At 43.2% G+C, this 16,135-nt stretch carries 11 protein-coding genes; 8 read left to right on the top strand and 3 right to left on the bottom strand.

Going from position 1 to position 16,135, the window contains the following annotated elements; translation table 11 throughout:
- Window positions 1-2: 2 nt before the first annotated feature.
- Window positions 3-770, top strand: a complete 768-nt coding sequence (locus MHN81_RS00785; protein WP_036976472.1) for an ABC transporter permease — start codon at window positions 3-5, stop codon at window positions 768-770.
- Window positions 771-1,096: 326 nt separating this feature from the next.
- On the opposite strand, the gene MHN81_RS00780 is transcribed toward MHN81_RS00785, so the two are convergent.
- Window positions 1,097-1,453, bottom strand: a complete 357-nt coding sequence (locus MHN81_RS00780) for a hypothetical protein (RefSeq protein ID WP_239424792.1) — start codon at window positions 1,451-1,453, stop codon at window positions 1,097-1,099.
- 301 nt (window positions 1,454-1,754) lie between these two features.
- On the opposite strand from MHN81_RS00780, the gene MHN81_RS00775 reads away from it, so the two are divergent.
- Window positions 1,755-2,429, top strand: a complete 675-nt coding sequence (locus MHN81_RS00775; RefSeq protein ID WP_239424791.1) for a tRNA (guanine-N(7)-)-methyltransferase — start codon at window positions 1,755-1,757, stop codon at window positions 2,427-2,429.
- Window positions 2,430-2,444: 15 nt separating this feature from the next.
- Here the strand turns inward: MHN81_RS00775 and MHN81_RS00770 are convergent, their stop codons facing one another.
- On the bottom strand, window positions 2,445-4,334 hold the full coding sequence (locus tag MHN81_RS00770) for an EAL domain-containing protein (RefSeq protein WP_023399785.1): 1,890 nt from the start codon (window positions 4,332-4,334) through the stop codon (window positions 2,445-2,447).
- Between the two features lie 295 nt (window positions 4,335-4,629).
- Here MHN81_RS00770 and panP point away from each other — a divergent pair, with 295 nt between their 5' ends.
- Together panP and MHN81_RS00760 are read left to right on the top strand one after the other, a co-directional pair.
- Window positions 4,630-6,258 (top strand): pyridoxal-dependent aspartate 1-decarboxylase PanP, encoded by a 1,629-nt coding sequence (gene panP / locus MHN81_RS00765; protein ID WP_023399786.1) that lies wholly within the window; start codon window positions 4,630-4,632, stop codon window positions 6,256-6,258.
- 329 nt (window positions 6,259-6,587) lie between these two features.
- Window positions 6,588-7,673, top strand: coding sequence for a sensor domain-containing diguanylate cyclase (locus MHN81_RS00760; RefSeq protein ID WP_231105466.1), 1,086 nt, complete (start codon window positions 6,588-6,590; stop codon window positions 7,671-7,673).
- A gap of 5 nt (window positions 7,674-7,678) precedes the next feature.
- On the opposite strand, the gene MHN81_RS00755 is transcribed toward MHN81_RS00760, so the two are convergent.
- Window positions 7,679-11,098 carry a PAS-domain containing protein gene (locus tag MHN81_RS00755; protein ID WP_023399788.1) on the bottom strand — a complete coding sequence of 1,140 codons (3,420 nt, stop codon included), beginning with the start codon at window positions 11,096-11,098 and terminating at the stop codon, window positions 7,679-7,681.
- Window positions 11,099-11,499: 401 nt separating this feature from the next.
- Between MHN81_RS00755 and MHN81_RS00750 the strand changes: the two genes are divergently transcribed.
- The 4 genes from MHN81_RS00750 (at window position 11,500) to MHN81_RS00735 (ending at window position 16,039) form a co-directional block, all read left to right on the top strand.
- The gene (locus MHN81_RS00750) at window positions 11,500-11,763 is read left to right on the top strand and encodes a DUF4212 domain-containing protein (protein ID WP_023399789.1); all 264 of its coding nucleotides are present in this window, start codon (window positions 11,500-11,502) and stop codon (window positions 11,761-11,763) included.
- An 11-nt stretch (window positions 11,764-11,774) separates the two neighbouring features.
- Window positions 11,775-13,499 carry a sodium:solute symporter family protein gene (locus MHN81_RS00745; RefSeq protein ID WP_023399790.1) on the top strand — a complete coding sequence of 575 codons (1,725 nt, stop codon included), beginning with the start codon at window positions 11,775-11,777 and terminating at the stop codon, window positions 13,497-13,499.
- A gap of 61 nt (window positions 13,500-13,560) precedes the next feature.
- The gene (locus MHN81_RS00740) at window positions 13,561-15,414 is read left to right on the top strand and encodes a DUF294 nucleotidyltransferase-like domain-containing protein (RefSeq protein WP_239424790.1); all 1,854 of its coding nucleotides are present in this window, start codon (window positions 13,561-13,563) and stop codon (window positions 15,412-15,414) included.
- Window positions 15,415-15,418: 4 nt separating this feature from the next.
- A complete protein-coding gene (locus MHN81_RS00735) occupies window positions 15,419-16,039 on the top strand; it encodes a 3'-5' exonuclease (protein ID WP_036976477.1) in 621 nt (206 codons plus the stop codon).
- Window positions 16,040-16,135: the final 96 nt, after the last annotated feature.

Raw genomic sequence — 16,135 nt, 5'->3', positions numbered from 1 at the left:
GCATATTAAAATATCGTGTTGCGTTAAAAAGTATATGGATCAAAGAGTGCATTCGCTTTTTGCGTATCTGGGTTCAGACTTTGGTGCCGCCAGCGATCACAATGACGCTCTATTTTATTATTTTTGGAAGCCTGATAGGCTCACGCATTGGTGAAATGGGTGGTTTTGGCTATATGGAATTTATCGTCCCAGGCCTAATCATGATGTCGGTGATCACTAACTCATACTCTAATGTGGCGTCGAGTTTTTATTCCACCAAGTTTCAAAAAAGCATTGAAGAGCTGCTAGTTGCACCTGTACCAAACTACGTCATTGTACTTGGTTATATGGGCGGCGGTATGGCGCGGGGCATTCTGGTGGGCTTGATTGTCAGTATAGTCAGCTTATTTTTCGTCGACATTCAAATTCACAATATTGCAGTGATTGTCGCCACTGTGGTTTTAACCTCAGCGGTGTTTGCTTTGGGTGGACTTATCAATGCCGTATACGCAAACAGCTTTGATGATATTAGCATTATCCCAACGTTTGTATTGACACCGTTGACTTATTTAGGCGGAGTGTTTTACTCAATTCAACTTTTGCCTGAGTTTTGGCAAGGGGTATCGCAGATCAACCCAATCATCTATATGGTTAATGCGTTTAGATTCGGCTTTTTAGGTGTCTCTGACGTTAATATCTATGTTGCATTTGGTGTGTTAATTGGCTTTATTTCTGTGCTGTTTACGATAGCACTAACCCTGATTAAACGTGGTGTAGGGCTAAGGCACTAATGGCAATATAAAGGGTCAGCTGAAAGGTATCCTACTCTTTTAGCTTGCCTCATTAAAAAACCGATATCAGCGATGGTATCGGTTTTTTTATTGGCGCAAGACAAAGAACAAATGTATGGTGCGCTTTTTGGCGTGTTAATGTGATTCGAGTTGCATTAAGGAGTCTGTGTTCTAATACACACAGTTTAATTGGCAATAACGTCATTTGATAAACGCGCTTAGCGCTTTGTTTTTTTCATGCAGTAATGTTCTGTCCAATATAATCATACACGGCGAACTGCTGCTCGCCGTGTATGCAAATTGAGCCTAAACAACAAGCTTAGCTTTTAAAGCAAAGTAATATATTGAAGTAAGCAAGTCACATCGCCTTGCATTTTTTTACTGTCGTCTAGCGTCAGTAAAATTTTTGAGTTAGACGCTTTGGCCATAAGGGCAATACTCAAGGCGCTATCATCACCCTTAGCAACGGCAACTGCGTATTTATTGCGGTATTTTACGCAGTTCGGGTTTTTATCTGGGTTTTCTAATGATATCCAAACAACCCCATTCCAATGGCCACCAGCCGTTGACTGAGTTGAACCGTGAAATCGAATTTCACCAACATTTGCTGTTATGTCATATCGCGCAGCACTAGCTGAGGTAGTAATTAATAGCGCGAATAAAGCGATGATAAATGTTTTCAATTTTGTATCCTTAAAAGTTTTGTAAATTAATGATATTTAAGCTGTAATTATATCTCGTATCATTACGCTTGTGCATATTGTACCCAAGTAAGGCATGAAAAGAAGCATAGAATGAGGGGGTTGGGTCTAACGATGCGCTTTTGATATTTTGGTGAGGGCGTTGGCTTATACGTATCGAAATGTTGATTGTCGCTGTATTGCTATACCTTAGGGACAAGTCTATTAAAATTGGCAGTCCCCTATTTACTTTACTTCTCAAACTTCTAAAATTGCCCCATTTAAAGTTAACGATACGAGCAAAATGGCTGACGCAAACTCTCGGAGTATCACCTCAAACCAAACTGACTTGCACGAAAAGTTAGATGAAATCGTGCAAAAGCATCTGGAAGCTGAGTTCAAAAAACCCATTGCTGAGCATACTTTAAAGGCATTTAATGAAGTAAATGACAAGGTTCAGGCATTTTCAGGCCCAATTATTTTGGATTCATGTTGTGGGGTTGGAGAAAGTACAGCTAATTTGGCTAAACGTCATCCCGATGCCTTAGTGATTGGAGTTGATAAGTCTTCTCACCGACTTGATAAGCACGATATAGAATACAAGCAAAGTGAGCGTGGACAATACATTTTAGTTCAAGCCGATTTAAATGATTTTTGGCGTTTAGCCGTTGAGGCTAAATGGCAACCGAGCCATCATTACTTGTTGTACCCAAACCCATGGCCAAAGTCTAAACACATTCAAAGACGCTGGCACGGCGCGGCAGTATTTCCTTTCATAGTTAAGCTTGGTGGCGTGTTAGAGGTACGAAGTAACTGGTCAATATATATAGAAGAGTTTGCTAGAGCTTTGCAATTAGCCGGAGTTGAAGCCGCTGCTGAAGCATATGAAAGTGCACAAGCTATTACACCATTTGAGCGCAAGTACTGGGCCAGTGGACAGTCCAGTACACGCTTGGTCGTGAGTTTAACGCCTCAGTAGTTTGAAGCAATGCCCTTATGATACATCCAATATTGGTGGGGCCAAGTTATCTTTAATATGCGGCGCTGCGGCGCCGATATACTCCCCTTCAAACAAGGTAATATGGGTATTAGCTAGTTGCTGCAATTGCGCTTTACTCTTAATGCCTGAAACTATCAAAGCAATCTGACTATTTTTACACTGCTCTCCAATATGTTGAACGAGCCCTTTTACTTGTGGGTTGTCAGCCAGTTGCTCGATAAGGGTTTCTTCAAGTTTAACCGCATTAATAGACATTTTTAACACTCGGCTGATAGTAAGCAAGCCACTATTACGTGAATTCACTAAAATATTAACCCCTTTGCTGCGCAATATACTGATAATGGCAGTCATATCATTGAACTGGCTGATCAGGGCTTGTTCATCTAATTCAAAGGTGATCAAATTGGGCTGCGGATAGCGGTTAATGGATTGTGTGATGCATTCCATCATTTGCGGGTCACGCAGATCTTGAGGTGTTAACGCTAAACTCCAAGCAATATTGGTTTTTCTAAACTGGGTCACGCATAGTTCAAGCATCTGTTTGGTTAACTGTGAGTTCAAACGTGAGTGCTTAATAACTTCACCAAAGGCTTGAGACTTTAAGATCACGCCCTGCTCGGTGAGTACCCGAGGCGCACAGTGATATTGCACTATTTGATGATCGTCGATGCTGGCCCGCGGGGTAAAATACGGAATGATGCGATGTTGATCAAAGGCACTTTGCACTGTTTTGGCGATGGCTAAGTTGGACTCTTGTAACAACTTTGTTTTTTGTGTCTGCTGACCGTAAATATAAGTCGTTTGATATAGCTGCTGCGCTTGCCGACAAGCGATAAAAGCATTTTCAAGTAGTAGCCCTTTATTCCCTCGGGCGATCCCCGCTTTGAGCTGAATGTATAGCATAGGCTCATTGAGAATTGGTCGAGAGAAGGGAAACTCTGAAATTAAATTGTTTAAATAGTGCTCACCGTTTGGTGTGTCACACAGCAAGACCAACTTTGAGGTCGCCAACCGATATACCTTAAATGGCGAGGTTAAGTTTTGGAAGTAGCGCATGACATTTTGAATGACTTTGTCGCCTACGCCAGCACCATAAAAGCTGATGATCTCTTCAAGTTCACAAATTGAAATGATAGCAAGACTGAGGTGTGGTCGTTTTGCCCTCGCTAAGTCTTGCTCTAGTGCCAAGCGATTCGCAAATCCTGTTCTTGCGTCAGTGGTTAGGGTACGTCGATACACCAACATATAGGTGCCTGCTACTAACAGTGCGATGCAGAAAAAAAAGCTTGCAGACAGCGCTGCCTGCGTTACATTTTCCTGCAATTGAGATTCTATATGTGCAATTGGGATGTCAGCACCCGTTAGGTATATTTGACCTCCAGGTGTAATGTGAGGCACAAATATGGTCTTAAAATGGCCCCATTTATCTATTGATGTTTCAAACACCTCAGTGGTTGAACGAAAAGCCCCTTTGTTAATGGTTGTGGCTTCTTCGTAGATATCTCTATATTGAGTAATATTACCTTGACTGACATCTTCAATCGTATAGCTCGAAGCTGTAAAGCGAACATGGGGAGAGTCGTAAATCATGGTATAGACATATTGTACCCCGACAGCCTGCGCGAGCTTAGTAAGACGCTCACTCTGAGCTTTAAATTCTTGAGTTGATAACTCATCTAGGCGGTCATGGTAATCTGCCCCGACAAATAGGTTTGCGCTGTGCGCCGCGATACGCAGTTTTTCATCAATATCACTCATGATGGTTGTTTTACTACTTTGATAAGTGTAATAAACGTAACCAGCGAGCGAGATCACAAAAGTTAAAAAACCAACGAGTACCCAGGTTAAAGAAAGTGTACGGTGAGCAAAGTTCCATTTATTCATTGCAATTCCGGTTTGCGAGGTGATTAGAAAATATTACAAATTTTATATCTTTGGTGCTGAGTTTACAAAATTTTTAGTAAATTGAGTATGTTTTTTGTCCCTAAAAACTTTTATTTCCTCTGTTTATGAAGAAAATAGCAACCGAGTTTATTTTTTTGCTCTGCATTTGCAGACTTTCCTACAACTTTAAAGTAGAGTTAGTCATTTCGTAATAAATTAGTAAGGTGGATGTGTCTGTCAGTCGCTATGTTAGCGCTTGAACTAATCTACTCTTTATTTGTGATTGGGAATAACAATGGGTCCAAAGCGTTGTGCAGTCGCTTCTGAAGAAAGCTTGATGCGAATCTTTACCGTACCGGAAGCCCCTGGCTCTACACTCAGTAAAATTGAACAAGAGATCTCTCATAATCTAGCGGGTTTTTTGAACGAAAATATTGCTGCGGTTGAAAAGCCTCTGCATGAGATAGAGAAAGACTTTCAGTCTGCGGCTATCCCAGAAGAACCGACTTTTGTGTCAGATTATGCTCAAGATATCATGGAGCAGTTGGTTGCACATTCGGTTCATACAGCGTCGCCTAGCTTTATTGGTCATATGACCTCTGCCTTGCCTCACTTTTTGCTACCACTTTCTAAGTTGATGGTAGGTCTTAACCAAAATTTGGTAAAAATTGAGACCTCAAAAGCATTTACACCATTAGAGCGTCAAGTTTTAGGCATGATGCACCACCTGACGTACGGCCAAGATGAAGGGTTTTATCAACAGTGGATGCACAGCGCGAAAAATGCGCTTGGGGCGTTTTGCTCAGGTGGGACGATAGCCAATATTACGGCCTTATGGATCGCACGTAACCGCTTGTTGAAACCTGATGGCGATTTTAAAGGGATCTCCTCGCAAGGCATGTTTGCGGCAATGATGCATTATGGTTACAAAGGCTTAGCTGTACTTGTGTCAGAGCGCGGGCATTATTCATTGGGTAAAGCCGCCGACGTATTGGGTATTGGTCGAGAAAACTTCATTGCTGTACGCACCAATTACGACAACAAAGTGGATATGGTCGCAATGCGTGAAAAAGCCCGAGAGCTTGAAGCGCAAGGGATCAAAGTCATGGCGATAGTTGGGGTTGCGGGTACAACTGAAACGGGCAGCATTGATCCGTTAAATGAGATGGCTGCGCTCTGTGAAGAGCTAAATTGTCATTTTCATGTGGATGCTGCATGGGGTGGTGCAACACTGCTGTCAAATACATATCGCCACCTTTTGTCTGGCATTGAAAAAGCAGACTCAGTGACCATTGATGCACACAAACAAATGTACGTACCAATGGGCGCAGGCATTGTTTTATTTAAAGATCCAACGGCAACTGACGTAATCGAACATCATGCCGAATACATTTTGCGAAAAGGCTCCAAAGATTTGGGTAGCCATACTCTTGAAGGTAGTCGCCCGGGTATGGCGATGCTGGTACATGCGTGTCTTCAAGTGATTGGTCGCAAAGGTTATGAAATGCTGATTGATCACAGCATTGAAAAGGCACATTATTTTGCCAATCTAATTTCAGAGCAAGATGACTTTGAGCTGATCTCTCAGCCTGAGTTGTGCTTGCTAACTTATCGCTACGTACCTAAAGAGATTAAACAAGCACTGCAAGGTGCTGATGAACAAGAAAAACTCGACATTTATGCAGCCTTAAACCGCCTAACCGCCAGTATGCAAAAACGCCAGCGGGAGACCGGCCGTTCCTTTGTATCAAGAACACGTTTGACACCACCACAATATGGTAATCAGCCAACAGTTGTGTTCCGTGTTGTACTGGCTAACCCTCTGACGTCTTATCAAATGCTTGCTGATATATTAGAAGAACAAAGGGAGATGGCGAAGGACGATCCCATCTTTAAGAAATATCTAAGTAAATACATCGCATAATAAAAGGAGCTAACAAGCTCCTTTTATTTTGGCGTAAATTAGATACGTTGCGGCCTCTTAAGGGCTTTAATTAGAGTTTTTACCTATAGTGGGTGCAACTAAAATAATTTATCTCTCGACAAGTTCCTTTTATGGGATAAATTGAGTGCTTTTTTATCTTATAGGCGTATTATTAATGTAACAAGTAGCCGATGGTTTTGCCTTAACGCGTTATACCTAGTTGAGCTGTAGACCTAGAATAGTGTAGAAAATGAAGGCTACAAGCTAGAACAAGTGATCAGCAACTGAGGTCACACTGTGTATTAACTAGATGTATTTGGGTGAAAGCATTGGCTGTAGATGTGAAAGAGAATGATGGAAGTGTGTCGAATAATCGGCACAATGAACTAACACATGTCACACAGAGACTCAGAAGAGTTTTGTCGAAAGAGGTTGACGTATCTGTCGGCCATCAGCAATTTTTATCAGACATAATTTTAGAAGCAAAGGCATTGCTGAACGTAAGCCGTGTATCGGTGTGGCTATTTGATGATGTGTCTAATCCGAAAAAGTTGATCAACTTTGCCAATACGGATTGGGAAGGTGTGATCACGGGACCTTTGCCTGAACTGACAGTATTAGATTACCCCAATTATTTTCGCGCGATTGTGAATGGCGAGACCATTTCTGCATGCGATGCAATAACAGATCCTAGAACAAAAGAGTTCACGGAGGGTTATTTAATTCCGCAACAAATTTGTGCACTGCTGGACACGGCCATTTTTCAAAATGGCTTGGCCATCGGTGTGGTGTGTTGTGAAGGGCGCTTTGAGCCTCGAGATTGGTTGCAATGGGAAGTTGTGGCAGCGGAGTTGATCGCGGATTGTTGTAGTCGACGACTGTTAGTTCACGAGCTGTGGCAAATGCAGCAGCGCTTAACGGAAATGGCATTTCAGGATGTCCTTACCGGACTAAAAAACCGACGCTATCTGATGGATTATGCGAGAAGTGAAATGAGCCGCCATCAGCGCTCAGATAGACCATTAAGCCTTTTGATGATTGATTTAGACAGGTTTAAATTGATTAATGATGAATATGGTCATGATGGTGGAGATGAAGTACTTAAACAATTTGCTAATTGTTGCAATGCACTGGTTCGCACTGAAGATTGCGTGTGTAGACTGGGTGGTGAAGAGTTCATTATTTTATTGCCCGAAACTGAAGTCGCCAAGGCAATGAATGTTGCGCAACGTTTGCGAGAAGAAGCCGCGGGATTGAAGGTGCAATATGAAGGCAAGGAGATCCGCTTTACAGTGAGCATAGGCGTTGCTGATGTCAATTTACACATGCCATTTAGCCAATCACTAAAAGCGGCAGATCAAGCTGTTTATCAAGCCAAGGCTGCCGGCCGGGATCAAATAAAACTGGCGCTATAGCTTAATCATTGGGAATGATTAAGCAGGGCCTTGAGTTTAGCTGGTTTCAATGGCTTTGTTAGATAATGGATTTGCTGTGCTTTTACTTGAGTTTTAAGCGCTTGATCTCGCACAGCAGTGATGAGCACGGCAGGAATATCATGTTGCCAAACCTCTCTGAGTGTTTTTATTAAAGTGACACCGTCACAGTGCGATCCGAGCTGGTAGTCAATTAACAGTATGTCTGGCGCTTTATTATTTTTCGCGTAGTCCAGTGCTTCGTCAACCTGAGAAAATAATGTGTGTTGCAGTTGCCATTTAACCAGCAGGCTGGACATGGCTGCTAGGTTATTTGGATCATCATCTACGGCCATCACCGTTAGCTTTCGTTTATTGTCACTGTGTCCAACTGCATCAACGGTTTGTACTTGTTGTTGCTCACCAAGGGGTACTTCAATGAAGAAGCGACTGCCTTTAGTCAGCTTAGAATGCATTGTGAGAGGAATGCTCATTAAATCACACAAGCGTTTTACGACCCCAAGACCCAAACCAACACCGCGATTGTCACCTGCCTCAATACGGTAAAAGTCATTAAATATCTTTTCTTGTTCGTAGGGGGAAATACCCGGGCCGGTATCCCAAACTTCAATACGCAAGCTATGGCCGCGTTTTCTACAAGCGATCAATACCGCGCCTAAGTCAGTATACTTCACTGCATTAGAAACTAAGTTTTGAATGACACGACGTAAGTAGGTGATATCACCGTGTACAACGTGGTTGATATTACGCACTTTGAGTGTCAGTCCTTTGTCTTGGCAGATCAGGGCATATTCGTTTGCAAGTGGATTAAGGATGTCACTCAAATTAAAGTGTTTGGGTGTTGGTTGCATCGCACCTTGTTCGAGTTTGGCAATATCAAGGAGCGATGACATGAGATGTACAGTAGAGTCTAAGCTGTCTCCAAGCTTGCTCAAATTGCTTTGCTCTGTTTCGGGAAGCTGTTGTTCGTTGATGGCTCCAAGGTATAGTCGTGCGGCATTGAGTGGTTGCAAGATATCGTGACTTGCAAGGGCTAAAAAGCGCGTTTTACTATCATTGGCGCGTTCAGCTTCTTTTTTGGCGGCAACTAAGTCTTGTTCTATTTTTTCTCGTGTGGCTATCTGTGCTTTCAAGTCTTGGTTTATGGCGCGTATCTCCAGCATTCTAGCCTCGATGCGATTTTCCAAGTCCATGTTAATTTCTTCAAGCGCATTTTGTGTTGCCATGTGCATGGTAATGTCCGAAAAGCTGGTAACAAACCCGCCTCCCGGTAAGGGGTTACCTGTCATTTCAAAAACCTGCCCATTTTCCCTGTGGCGAATATAGTGGTGAGGAGTCCCATTTCTCAAGTGTTGAACGCGTTTTTCAACCAGCTTTTCAAGTGCGCCAGGACCACATTCACCTCGCTGGGCGTTATAGCGAATGATTTCTTCAATGTCTTGACCAACTTGGAGGTAACCCTGTGGGTATTCAAACATTTCATTGTAGCGCTTGTTCCAAGCAACCAATTTGAGGTCCCGATCGACAACGGATATACCATGGCTGAGATTCTCCAAAGAGGTAAACAGTAAATTTTGATTAAACTGCAAAGCTTGTGTGGTTTCGTCGAAAAAGGTGACAACTTCTTCGAATGCCATTTGTTTTCCGGAAGAAACTGCATGGATCAGGGCCTGAGCTGAAGATGCACCAAGTACCCCTGTCAAAGCGCGTTCACAAAAACTTATAAAATCAGGGGTTGGCGATGCATTGTTTTCATCTATGTCTTCATTGAGTGCATAGTGCCCAAGCAGTTGTTGGCTCCTTTGAATCCCCAAAAATGTCTGTAGTAACACTTTAAAGTCATAGACCGTTGCTTTGACTTCTTTGTTTAGCTTTTTGGCCAGTGCCGCTTGTTCTTTAGGTCTGACAAATGCGGTCGCTTGTAGTTTATCAATCAGTCGTTCATGGGCTCCTAGAGAAAAGCTAATGTAGCAGCTGATGTTTGCCAGCAAAGCGAGTAAGGTACCTCTGGTGACAATCGTCTGTTGAGTTTGATAATCGAGTAACTCAGGTGACGATACGATGGGCAATAACATAAACAACGCCCAACAGATAAGTCCGGCAAGCAAGCCTGCGTAGACGCCATAAGCATGACCCTTGCGCCAGTATAAACCGCCGACAATGGCAGGAAGTAATTGAGTAACCAGAGAGAAAGCAACCAAGCCCATACTCGCCAGCGCCGCACCATGACCGATCCATTGCTGATAAAGATAAGCGAGCAATAAGATAGCGCCAATAATAAAGCGTCTGACCAATAAGATCTGGGATTTGTAGTTATTGGTTAATAAACTCTTTTTAAAGCGTCTTTTTAGGAGTAAGGGTAAGACAATATCGTTAGATAGCATAGTACTGAGTGTCAAAGTCGCAACAATTATCATGGCGGTGGCTGCGGAAAGCCCGCCTATGAAGACAAATGTCGACATAACAGGGTAGTCAAAGCTCAGTGGCAGACCTAAGACAAAGCTATCAGCCGCAATATTCTGCCCTATCTGTGGATGAATCGCCGCGCTGGCAATGGGAATGATCATCAGGGCTATCAGCAGTAAATATAAAGGGAAAGCCCACCTCGCGGTATTGAGATGGTTACTATTTTGGTTGTCGACCACTGTGACGTGAAATTGTCTGGGCAGGCAAATAATTGCTGCGCCAGCCATGAGTGTTTGACCGATAAAATTGAAATCCGCAAAATTAAAGGTTTGCCAATGATGCCAAATTGATTGGGTCTGGGTTTGCATAAGTAATGCTTGCAATGAAATGTACGCCACTGCAACGAGGGCCAAGAGTTTAACCAAAGATTCAAATGCGATGGCTAACATCAACCCAGAGCGATATTCCGTGACATCGACCTTTCTAGCACCGAAAAATATGGCGAATAGTGCCATCATTAAGGTGCCGATGAGTGCTAAAGTTGCACCAGATACATCGTCATTTTGACGCAGAAGTTCAAAGCTATTTGCAAGCGCTTTTAACTGCAAAGCAATATAGGGAATAGTTGCTAGCAGTGCGATAAGCGTGACCATAACTGCGGTCATTTGCCGCTTGCCATAGCGCGCACTGATAAAATCTGAGATTGTCGTTATATTTTGTTTCTTACTTACCAATATCATTTTACGTAAAAAGCCATGGCCGAATATAAACAGCAGCATGGGTCCAAGTAAAATTGGGAAGAAGTGCCAACTACTGGCTGCGGCAGTGCCAACTGAACCATAGTAGGTCCAAGAGGTGCAGTAGATCCCTAAAGCTAGCGCATAAACAAAAGGGTGATGGCTTATCTTTTGTGCCAACGGCGTATGTTTGTCTCCCCAATTGGCGAGCCAAAAGAGCAGGCCAATATAACTTAAAGCGACCAGAATAAGCGCAGCTGTCATCGTAAGTCCTAGTTGATGTTATTGATAATATTATTAAATTCGATGAACGGTTTGAGGGGTAATCTTATCTGGCTTAGCTGGAATAAGCCAGAGTGCCCTTGCTGGAAATATAATACGTCGCTTCAGTCTTAAAGCGCATACTTTATTGTGCTAATTAGACTAATGTCTTATACCGTACGAATTGTTAATTATTCTGAATGCTCAGAAATACAAATTTATCTAACCATCTGATTATTAAGACTATTAAATTTGTTCAAGTTGCTTTAATTCGCAGTTTACGTAAACGTCAAAATGTGTTTACGACTAAGGTCTCAATTCAATCGTGACAAGCCGTTGCTAAAGTCAAAGGGTCAATTCATACCAACGCATTCATACAGTTTGCGTTAAACGGGGAGTTAATCATGGCCTTTAAAAGTGAAGAACAAGCAAAAGCATATTGGTCAGAAAATCTAGCCTTGATGTTTAAGCTATTAGCAGTTTGGTTTGTGGTGTCATTTGGGTGTGGCATCTTGTTTGTAGACGTATTAAATGAAGTACGTTTTTTTGGGTTTAAGTTGGGCTTTTGGTTTTCACAACAAGGCGCAATTTATACATTTGTTGCTTTGATTTTTGTCTACGTATCGAAAATGGGTGCGCTTGATAAAAAATACGGCGTAGATGAGTAAGGAGCAACATAATGGATGTTCAAACGTTTACATTTTTAATTGTTGGGCTGAGTTTTGCCCTTTATATCGGTATCGCTATTTGGGCTCGAGCAGGATCAACCAATGAGTTCTACGTCGCTGGCGGCGGCGTACCACCGTTAGCCAATGGCATGGCGACGGCTGCCGATTGGATGAGTGCGGCATCGTTTATTTCAATGGCGGGTATCATTTCCTTTGCAGGGTATGATGGTGGTGTATACCTGATGGGGTGGACTGGAGGCTACGTACTACTCGCATTGTGTCTGGCACCTTATTTACGCAAGTTCGGCAAATTCACTGTGCCTGATTTTATTGGCGATAGATATTATTCGCAGGTTGCGCGTGTGGTCGCTATTTTATGTGCCATCTTTATCTGCTTTACCTATATTGCTGGGCAAATGCGTGGCGTAGGTGTCGTATTCTCGCGCTTTTTAGAAGTCGATATTGAAACGGGTGTGTATATTGGCATGGTGATTGTTTTCTTCTATGCCGTTTTAGGTGGTATGAAAGGGATCACCTATACACAGGTTGCGCAATATTGTGTGTTAGTTTTTGCCTATCTAGTGCCTGCAATTTTTATCTCTATGATGATGACAGGGCATTTGCTACCCCAAACAGGGTTTGGTGCGACATTAGCTGACGGCTCAAATACTTACTTACTCGATAAACTCGACGGACTCAGTACCGAGCTCGGCTTCGCGCAGTATACCGAGGGCTCGAAGAGCATGATTGATGTGTTTGCAATCACCGCAGCCCTGATGGTCGGTACTGCTGGTTTACCGCACGTAATTGTGCGCTTTTTTACTGTACCTAAAGTAAAAGACACGCGTATTTCAGCTGCATGGACTTTGGTGTTTATAGCGATTGTTTATACCACAGCACCAGCGGTTGCATCGTTTGCTCGAGTGAACATGATCGACACCATTAATGGTAAAGATGGCAGTGGTACAGCGTATGCTGAAGCGCCACAGTGGGTTAAAAATTGGGAAAGAACAGGCCTTATCACATTCAATGATAAAAATGGCGACGGCAAGATGTTCTATTCAGCTGGCAAAATCGATGATCCAGCCAGTGCCAATGAAGTAAAAATTGACCGCGATATTATGGTACTTGCCAACCCTGAAATTGCCGATTTGCCAGCTTGGGTTATTGCACTCGTTGCCGCTGGTGGTATCGCTGCGGCACTGTCAACAACGGCGGGATTATTATTGGTTATTTCGACGTCTGTGTCTCATGATTTGCTCAAACGCACACTTAAACCGGATATCAGCGATAAACAAGAATTAATGGCCGCACGGCTCGCTGCAATGGTGGCAATTGGGATCTCAGCTTACTTTGGCATAAATCCGCCTGGGTTTGTCGCCTCGGTGGTCGCGTTTGCCTTTGGCTTAGCTGCGGCGAGTTTCTTCCCTGCAATTATCATGGGGATCTTCTCGAAACGCATGAATAAGGAAGGTGCAATTGCCGGTATGATTTCAGGTATAGGCTTCACGGCGGCGTACATTATTTACTTTAAGTTTGTTAGCCCAGAGCTGAACGCGCCGGCAAATTGGTTATTTGGTATTTCACCGGAGGGGATAGGTATCATAGGTATGCTGGTTAACTTTGGTGTTGCGGCTGTTGTTATGAAGCTTACAGCAGAGACGCCAGAAGAAGTAAAACGCATGGTCGATGGGATCCGTAATCCTAAAGGTTCAAGTGCGGCGCACGCACACTAAAAGTAATGAGGAAAAACTAGCCCAGCAGTTTGCTGGGCTAGTGTCTTTTTAGGGAGCAAAAATGACACATTCTCAGAGTGTTTCGCCTGTAGTTGATGTTTTGGACTTTGTGACAAAGCAATTGCCCTTCAGTGAACTGCCCCCTTCATGTGCACATTTTTATGTAAATCACGCCAAGGTGGTTTATATCACGTCACTGAATCAGTCAGAGCTACTGGCATCCACAGACAAATATTTATACCTAATTCGCTCTGGTGTGTTTGATTTGGTCAATACCGTAGGAGAGGTGGTAACTCGGTTGGGGGAAGGGGACTACTTTGGCTATCCATCACTGTTAACTGGAGAAGAGATAAAAAACCACTTGGAGGTGCAAACCAGTGGGTTGGTCTTTTTGTTACCACAACAAGACTTTGACTTTTTGCGAAGAGAATACCAAAAGTTTGAACAACATTTTGTTCGAGCGCACAAAAAGCGCATATTATCAAGCCACTATCAAGAGCGTGGACGGGCTTGGCCTGAGCATAAGGTATCTGCTTTGATGGGGAAATCAGCTGTGACCATTGAGCCCCATGCGCGCATAGTCGATGCAGCTAAATTAATGCAAAAAGCAGGTGTGTCATCGGTGATAGTCACTGAAAAAGGCGAGTTGTCTGGAATTATAACCGATCGCGATTTACGCAATCGAGTTTTGGCAGCCGAACTTGCTCCGAGCGCCAGTGTTGCGCAAATCATGACTCCAAACCCCAAGTTTATTTTTGAGAATAATCGCGCGTTCTCTGCGCTACATTTGATGCTCAAGCACAATATTCATCACCTCCCTGTACTCAATGAAGAACGCGTGCCGTTGGGTATGGTGACCAGCACAGATCTGCTGCGACAACAAAAACATGATCCTGTGCAATTGATTGGGCAAATTTACAAAGCCCACAGTCATCAGGAAGTGATCCGTTTAGCGATGGAAATCCCAGCATTGTTACGCGGCTTTTCCAATACCGTTGAAGATATCTCATTTATTGGGACTTTGCTCAGCGGTTTAACGGATGCGTTGATGAGTCGTTTGACAGAGTTATTCATTCAACAAGCAGGTGAACCGCCATGTAGTTTTTGCTGGATCTGCTTTGGCTCACAAGCGCGAGAAGAGCAGACATTACACTCAGATCAGGACAATGGATTGGTTTTTTCCAATGCCATTTTGGACCATCAACGAGACTACTTTGCGCGTTTGGGGGCATACGTGTCTGGGCATCTTATCAGTTGTGGTATCAAAGCCTGCCCAGGTGGCATTATGGCGAGCAATGCTCAGTGTCGAGGAACGGTTGACGAGTGGGTATTGCGCTATGAGCAGTGGGTACATACACCAACGCCTCAAGCCATGTTAAACAGTAAAATATTTTTTGATAGGCGTTTTATTTATGGTGAACAAGCGTTGTATCAAAGTCTTAATACGGGGCTGAGGGCATTGCAACAACAAGAGCTATTTTTTGCCGCTATGGCAACGGATATCAGCACCAATAGTGTGCCTATCGGCTTGTTTATGCAGTTTAAATTGGAGCAAGATAAACACAAGCACCGATATTTGGATTTAAAAATAAGGGGCGTAGCAATTGTGAACGATCTAGTGCGTCTCTACGCGCTCAAGTGTGGCATTAACAAAGCCAACACTCAAATGCGCTTGGCTGCACTAAAAGATTTTGGCGTGCTCAGTAAAGAGGACATATACAATTTACAAGACTGCTGGCGATTTTTAACTCAGTTGCGTTTTAAAATTCAAATAGAGGCCCCTGATTTACCTCCAAATTGCATTAACCCTGAACACTTAAGTTCACTTGAACGCCATCAACTAAAAGAAGCATTTCATTTGATAAAGCAAGCTCAGCAGGCGTGTGTATTTAAGTTTGCTCGTGGAAGTTTATAGCGCAATGAAATGGCGACTACCTCAGCTTTTTCAGCGCACTGAAAGTGCGTTGTGGCTAAATAGTGAACTTTTAGTTGTGGACTTAGAGTTAACCGGGCTTGACCCCAACTCACATGAAATCGTATCGATTGCTTGGGTGTTGATCAAAAATGGCCGGATCGAACTTCAGCAGGTGCAACATAAATTAAACAGTGATGTAAAGCAGCTTGCCCAAAGCCCTGTGTATCATGGTATAGGTGAGCATCAGTTAGCACAAAGCGGCGAGCGTCTTGAACAGATTATCAGAGCTTTGGGGGCGGAGTTGGCGTCCAAGTCACTGGTGTGTCACAACGCATCCCTTGATTGGGGATTTTTACAGAAATATATGAATCAATATGGTGTGAATGTAACGCCGGTACATATCATTGATACACTGAAAATTGAAAAAAATAAGCTGTTGCGTAGTCAAACATATTTGGCTCAAGATCAGCTGACTTTAGCAGCATGCAGACGTCGCTATGGTCTACCGACTTATCAAAACCACAATGCACTCAGTGACGCGCTCGCGACAGCTGAACTGTTGTTGGCACAAGTGAGTCATTTAGATAGGCAAGGGGTAATAAAACTGCGCAATTTGGTATGTTGAGTAAGTAGCCCACATCGGTTTTTTGGCAATTTACCTCATATAAAGAAAAATTTTTGCTTATCACTTACACATTTGTTCAAGGTCGATTACAATAGC

The organism is Pseudoalteromonas sp. Of7M-16 (assembly GCF_022347805.1).
In the GTDB taxonomy this organism is placed as follows: domain Bacteria; phylum Pseudomonadota; class Gammaproteobacteria; order Enterobacterales; family Alteromonadaceae; genus Pseudoalteromonas; species Pseudoalteromonas luteoviolacea_F.
This window is presented reverse-complemented; position numbering and strand designations above follow the sequence as displayed.